General features: G+C 73.2%; 5 protein-coding genes and 2 pseudogenes. 6 read left to right on the top strand and 1 reads right to left on the bottom strand.

Annotation, left to right across the window (positions count from 1 at the left end; genetic code table 11):
- From CWIS_RS18670 to CWIS_RS06335, 4 genes and pseudogenes are all read left to right on the top strand, one after another.
- Positions 1-211, top strand: a pseudogene (locus tag CWIS_RS18670) (flagellar biosynthesis protein FlgA); the annotation flags it as partial.
- Between the two features lie 46 nt (positions 212-257).
- Positions 258-821 carry a large conductance mechanosensitive channel protein MscL gene (gene mscL / locus CWIS_RS06340; protein WP_053071583.1) on the top strand — a complete coding sequence of 188 codons (564 nt, stop codon included), beginning with the start codon at positions 258-260 and terminating at the stop codon, positions 819-821.
- A 229-nt stretch (positions 822-1,050) separates the two neighbouring features.
- A complete protein-coding gene (locus CWIS_RS17985) occupies positions 1,051-1,389 on the top strand; it encodes an FmdB family zinc ribbon protein (protein WP_082156268.1) in 339 nt (112 codons plus the stop codon).
- Between the two features lie 36 nt (positions 1,390-1,425).
- Positions 1,426-3,981: a penicillin acylase family protein gene (locus CWIS_RS06335; protein WP_048342422.1), complete on the top strand. Its 2,556-nt coding sequence runs from the start codon at positions 1,426-1,428 to the stop codon at positions 3,979-3,981.
- Positions 3,982-4,018: 37 nt separating this feature from the next.
- Here the strand turns inward: CWIS_RS06335 and CWIS_RS06330 are convergent, their stop codons facing one another.
- Complete coding sequence (locus tag CWIS_RS06330; protein ID WP_048342421.1) at positions 4,019-4,654, bottom strand: 5-formyltetrahydrofolate cyclo-ligase; 636 nt, start codon at positions 4,652-4,654, stop codon at positions 4,019-4,021.
- A 196-nt stretch (positions 4,655-4,850) separates the two neighbouring features.
- Here CWIS_RS06330 and galU point away from each other — a divergent pair, with 196 nt between their 5' ends.
- Both galU and CWIS_RS06320 read left to right on the top strand, forming a co-directional pair.
- Complete coding sequence (gene galU, locus CWIS_RS06325) at positions 4,851-5,753, top strand: UTP--glucose-1-phosphate uridylyltransferase GalU (RefSeq protein WP_048342420.1); 903 nt, start codon at positions 4,851-4,853, stop codon at positions 5,751-5,753.
- A 26-nt stretch (positions 5,754-5,779) separates the two neighbouring features.
- Positions 5,780-6,077, top strand: a pseudogene (locus CWIS_RS06320) (molybdopterin molybdenumtransferase MoeA); the annotation flags it as partial.

Genomic DNA, 6,077 nt, shown 5'->3' with positions numbered 1-6,077 from the left:
CGCCGCCGCCGAGACCGGGACGCAGGGCGTGGTCGTCGCGCGGCATGCGCTCGTGCTGCCGGTCCCGCCCGGCGCGCAGGACCAGGGGTGGTCAGCAGGGCTCGCTGGCGGCGACTCGGCGCCCGTGCTGGTCGCGGTCTCGCCCGACGAGGCGGCCGCGTTGTCAGGTGCGGCCGTTTCCGCCTTGCTGTCCGCGGTCGTCGTGCCATGATCGAACGTCGCAGTGGCCACGGCCGCTCAGCTCAACGGAGGTTCACGTGACTCAGTCCCCGCTCGGCTCGGCCACTACCACCCTCGGTTCCGGGGCGAAGGGCCTCGGCAAGGTCTTCGAGGGCTTCAAGGACTTCATCGCACGCGGCAACGTCGTCGACCTCGCGATCGGTGTCGTCATCGGCGCCGCGTTCGGAAACGTCGTCAAGGCGGTCGTCGAGGAGTTCCTCAACCCGCTCATCGGCTGGATCTTCGGGCAGCCAGACCTGAACAACCTGTGGAGCATCGGCCCGTACACGTGGGGCGACGAGGGTGGTAACCCGATCCGTGTCGGAGTGATCCTGACGCAGCTGCTGACGTTCCTGCTTACCGCAGCAGCGATCTACTTCCTCGTCGTCCTGCCGCTCAACAAGCTCGCTGCCCGACGCAAGCGCGGCGAGGAGCCCGAGCCCGCGGCGCCCGCCGAGGACATCCTGCTGCTGCAGGAGATCCGCGACCTGCTGGCCGCTCGCCCCACGCCGGCGCTGTCGGCCGACGTCTCGAACCCGCCCACGATCAAGCCGGCGGACGGCCCCAGCGCACCGCCTGCGCCGCCCGCCCCGACCGTCTGACGCCCGCCCGACCGAGGACCGCCGACCCAGCGCCGGCGGTCCTCGGTGCGCCTGGCCCGGACCCGGCGACCCGCGCCGCGGGCGCACACCGGGATCGCCGAGGGAATGGGTGGGTTGCGGACGCCGTTATCATTGGCACTCGGAACGTGCGAGTGCCAGGCGGCGCGACCCGCGTCGGTCCCCGGTGGCCACCGCACGAGACACACCGAACGAACCCTCAGGAGACCCGGTGCCCACCTACTCGTACGCGTGCACGGCGTGCGGCCACGCCTTCGACATCCACCAGTCGTTCTCGGACTCGTCCCTGACGGTCTGCCCCGAGTGCGAGGGCAAGCTCCGCAAGGTCTTCTCCTCGGTGGGCGTGGTCTTCAAGGGCTCCGGCTTCTACCGCAACGACGCGCGCTCGGGTGCGAAGTCGTCGTCGGTCCCGGCGGTCCCGTCGGAGAGCGCCAAGCCGGCGGCGAGCACGGCGTCCGCGTCGTCCGCATCGACCTCCGGGACGACGTCGAGCAGCTCGTCCTCGTCCTCGACGACGACCGCCACGGCCGCCGCTCCGGCTGCCTCCTGACGGCGAGGGTCCCGAGGCGGCACTACCCTCGCAGACGTGCGTAGCCGTGCCTTTCGTCTGACTCTCCTGTCCGTCGCCATCGTCCTGGTGGTGGCGCTCGTCGCGTCCGCGGTCGCGGCGTTCGTCGTCGTGCGTCGCCCGTTGCCGCAGGTGGGCGGGTCCCTCGAGGTGACCGGCCTGCGGGACGAGGTCACCGTGACGCGTGACGCGCGCGGGGTCCCGACGATCACGGCCGACAACCCGCACGACCTGTTCCTCGCGCAGGGCTACGTGGCCGCGCAGGACCGGTTCTTCGAGATGGACTACCGCCGGCACGTCGTCGCGGGGCGGCTGAGCGAGCTCGTGGGCGAGAACGACGACGCGCTCGAGGCGGACAAGGTCATCCGCACGTTCGGCTGGCGCCGGGTCGCCGAGCGTGAGCTGGGGCTGGTCGAGGACACGACGCGGGCCGCGCTCGAGGCGTACGCGCAGGGCGTCAACGCCTACCTGGACGGCAAGGCGCCGTCGCAGATCGCGGTCGAGTACACGGTGCTGGGGCTGCAGGTCGACGTCGACGCGCCCGAGCCGTGGGACGCGGTCGACTCGCTCGCGTGGCTCAAGGCGATGGCGTGGGACCTGCGCGGCAACTACGACGACGAGCTCGCGCGGGCCCGGGCGTACGCCTCGGTCCGCGACGTCACGCGCGTCGACGAGCTGTTCCCCGCCTACCCGTACGACCTCAACGCCCCGATCCTGAGCGCGCAGGACCTGGCGACGCCGGAGCAGGCCGCAGCGACGGCGACCTCTCTGGACCTCGACGACTCGGGCCTGCAGGGCGCTCTCGACAGCGCGCAGAGGGCGCTCGACGCCGTGCCGCACCTCGTCGGCGAGGGCGAGGGCGTGGGGTCCAACTCGTGGGTCGTCGCGGGTGAGCACACCGCGAGCGGTGCGCCGCTGCTGGCCAACGACCCGCACCTGGGCATCTCCGCCCCGGGCATCTGGACGCAGGTGGGCCTGCGCTGCGCAACGGTCGACGACGCATGTCCGTACGACGTCTCGGGCTTCTCGTTCGCAGGCTTCCCGGGCGTGGTGATCGGCCACAACGCCGACCTCGCGTGGGGGCTGACGAACCTCGGCGCGGACGTCACGGACTTCTTCCTCGAGCGCGTCGAGGACGGACGCGCGCTGCGCGGCGACCAGACCGTGCCGCTCACGGTCCGGAACGAGGTCATCAAGGTCAACGGCGGCGACGACGTCTCGATCCAGGTGCGCCAGTCGGCGCACGGGCCGATCATCTCGGACGTGATCGACGTCGACGCGGTCGCGCGTGCGCCGCTCGCGGACGGCATCACCGGTCGCCAGTACGAGGTCGCGCTCGCGTGGACCGCGCTCGCGCCGGGACGCACCGCGGACGCGGTCCTCGCGATGGACACGGCCCGTGACGCCGAGGACATCGCGCGCGTGGGTCGCCTCCTCGACGTGCCGTCGCAGAACATCGTCTTCGCGACGACGGACGGCCACATCGGCTACCAGGCGCCCGGGCGCATCCCGGTGCGCAACACGATCGTCGGCGCCGTGCCCTCGGACGGCACGTGGCCGCGGCCCGGGTGGGACCCCGCGTACGACTGGCAGGGCTACGTGGACCCGGAGGTCATGCCCCGCGCGCTCGACCCGGTCGAGGGCTACGTCGTCGCGGCGAACCAGGCGGTCACGCCCGCGGGGGTGGGCCCGTTCCTGACCGACGACTGGGACTACGGCTACCGCTCGCAGCGGATCGGCTCGCAGCTCGCGTCCGCGATCGCGGCGGGGGAGAAGATCAGCGTGCAGGACGTCGGTGCGCTCCAGAACGACCAGCACAACCCGTACGCCGACGTCCTGGTGCCGTGGCTCCTGCGGATCGGGATCGTCGACACGTTCGAGGACGACGGCCAGCAGCTCCTGCGGTCGTGGGACCGCGTCTCGAGCGCCGACTCGGCCGCGGCCGCGTACTTCGCGGCGGTGTGGAAGACCCTGCTCGAGCTCACGTTCGCCGACGACCTGCCCGACGGCGACCTGCCCGACGGCAGCTCGCGCTGGCTCGAGGTGGTCCGTGGCCTGCTCGACGACCCGGCGTCGCCGTGGTGGGACGACCGCACGACCCCCGGGCTGCTCGAGGGTCGCGACGAGATCCTCTACCAGGCGATGATCACGGCCCGACTGTCCCTGACGCAGCAGCTCGGCCGCGACGCCGACTCGTGGCGCTGGGGGCGCCTGCACTCGGCCGCGCCCGAGCACCCGGTGCTCGGTGGCGCGTCGATCCCGGGCCTGGTGCGAAACTTCGTCAACCCCGACCCGATCGGGGTCGGGGGCGGGCCGTCGATCGTCGACGCGACCGCGTGGGACGCGTCCGAGGGCTACGCGGTGACGGCCGGGCCGTCGATGCGCATGGTCGTCGACCTCGGTGACCTGGACTCCTCGACGTGGGTGAACTTCACCGGCTCGTCGGGTCACCCCGCGAGCCCGCACTACAGCGACCAGTTCGGCCCGTGGGCGGCGGGGGAGACGTTCCCGTGGCCGTTCACGTCGGCCGCGACGACGGCCGACGCGGTCGACAGGCTCACGCTGCACCCGTGACCGGGCGCCCGTCGGCGCCGACCGGGGGCGCGGGGGCTCAGGAGGTCAGGGGCACCCAGCGCTCGGGCGTGGCGTAGGCGTCGACGCGACGGTCGTGCGGCTCGCGCGGCAGCGGGTCGAGCGTCGCGTCGTGCACCTCCTCGGGGAACACCACGGCGACGACGAGCGCGTCGGCGCGGGCGTGCTCGAGGGCACGGTCGTACCAGCCGCCGCCCTGACCGAGGCGGCCGCCCGCGGTGTCGACCGCCAGGGCCGGGGCGATGATCACGTCGGCGTCGGCGAGGGCCTGCGCGGAGAGCGTCGGACCGCCGGGCTCGGGAGGACGTCCCGGAGCGCGTTCGCGCAGGTCGTCGGCGCCGGCGTACTCCGCCCAGCCGCGCTGCAACCCGGCGCCGAGCACGGGCAGCAGGATCCGCACGCCGCGCGCCGCGAGGCGCTCGAGCAGGACGGACGTCGCGGGCTCGGTCGCGCGTGCGGCGTAGACGGAGACGCAGCGCGCGGCGGCGACCGCGGGGATCGACTCGACGACGTCGGCGAGGGCCGCGGCGGCCTCGTCGCGGCGGCGCTGCGAGCGGTGGGCGCGGGCCTTGCGGATCGACGCGCGGAGCTGCTCCTTCTCCTCCTCGGGTTCCGGTGCTCCTGCGCGGTTCGACGAGTCGGCAGCGCTGCTCATGGCACCAGTGTCGCAAAGGATCGGGCCGGCACCGTCCTCCGGGGTGCCCAGGCCGGCTTCGTCGGGGCCGGTCCGACGGCCGGGCGTGACGTCGTCGTGAACGCGTCCGGAACCGCGCACGGCGATCCGCCGACGTAACCCACGCCACACTCGCTTGCCCTGGGCGGGGCGCGCGGTGCGCGGCTAGCGTTCCGACATGACGATCCACAAGGCAGTCATTCCCGCCGCCGGTCTGGGCACCCGCTTCCTGCCGGCCACGAAGTCGACGCCCAAGGAGATGCTCCCGGTCGTCGACAAGCCCGCGATCCAGTACGTCGTCGAGGAGGCCGTCGCGGCCGGTCTGGACGACGTCCTGCTCATCACCGGTCGCTCGAAGCGCACGCTCGCCGACCACTTCGACGCGGTCCCCGAGCTCGAGGCAGCGCTGGAGGCGAAGGGCGACACCGAACGCCTCGCCAAGGTGCGCGAGTCCACCGACCTCGCGCACGTGCACTTCGTGCGGCAGGGCCAGCCTCGCGGTCTGGGCCACGCCGTGCTGCAGGCCAAGCACCACGTGGGCGACGAGCCGTTCGCCGTGCTCCTGGGCGACGACCTGATCGACGAGCGCGACGCCCTGCTGACCCCGATGCTCGAGATCCAGGAGCGCCTCGGCGGATCGGTCATCGCACTGCTCGAGGTCCCGGCCGAGCAGATCTCCTCCTACGGCTGCGCGGCGGTCGAGCCGCTCGACGGCGACGAGGACGCGGACACCGTGCGGATCACGGGTCTCGTCGAGAAGCCCCCGGTCGACGAGGCGCCGTCGAACCTCGCGATCATCGGCCGCTACGTGCTGCACCCCGCGGTCTTCGACGTCCTCGAGCAGACCGCTCCGGGGCGCGGCGGGGAGATCCAGCTCACCGACGCCCTCGCGACGCTCATGGACATGCCTGCCGAGCAGGGTGGCGGCGTCACGGGTGTCGTGTTCCGCGGCCGCCGGTACGACACGGGCGACCGTCTCGACTACCTCAAGGCCGTCGTCCGGATCGCGGTGGATCGTCCGGACCTCGGCCCCGACTTCAAGGACTGGCTCGTCCAGTACGTCGCGGGCGGCAAGGCCTGACCCCTGGGTCGGGGCACAATGCCCGCATGAGATCGGTCCAGGACCACCTGGCGGCCGTGCTCGCCGCCGTGGGGCCGGTCGCGCCCCTCGACGTCGCGCTGCACGACGCGACCGGCTGCATCCTCGCGCGTGACCTCGTCGCGACGAGGGACGTGCCGGCCGTCGCCGTCGCCGCGCGCGACGGGTACGCGGTCGCGGCGCACGAGACCGCGGGCGCGGGCTACGACAGCCAGCTGACGCTGCCCGTGGCGCACGACGTGCGCGCCGGCGGTCCGTCGGGGCTGCGGCTCGCGCCCGGCCAGGCCGTGCGCGTGTCGTCGGGCG

Source organism: Cellulomonas sp. A375-1 (assembly GCF_001040865.1).
GTDB classification, from domain to species: Bacteria; Actinomycetota; Actinomycetes; order Actinomycetales; family Cellulomonadaceae; genus Cellulomonas; species Cellulomonas gelida.
This window is presented reverse-complemented; position numbering and strand designations above follow the sequence as displayed.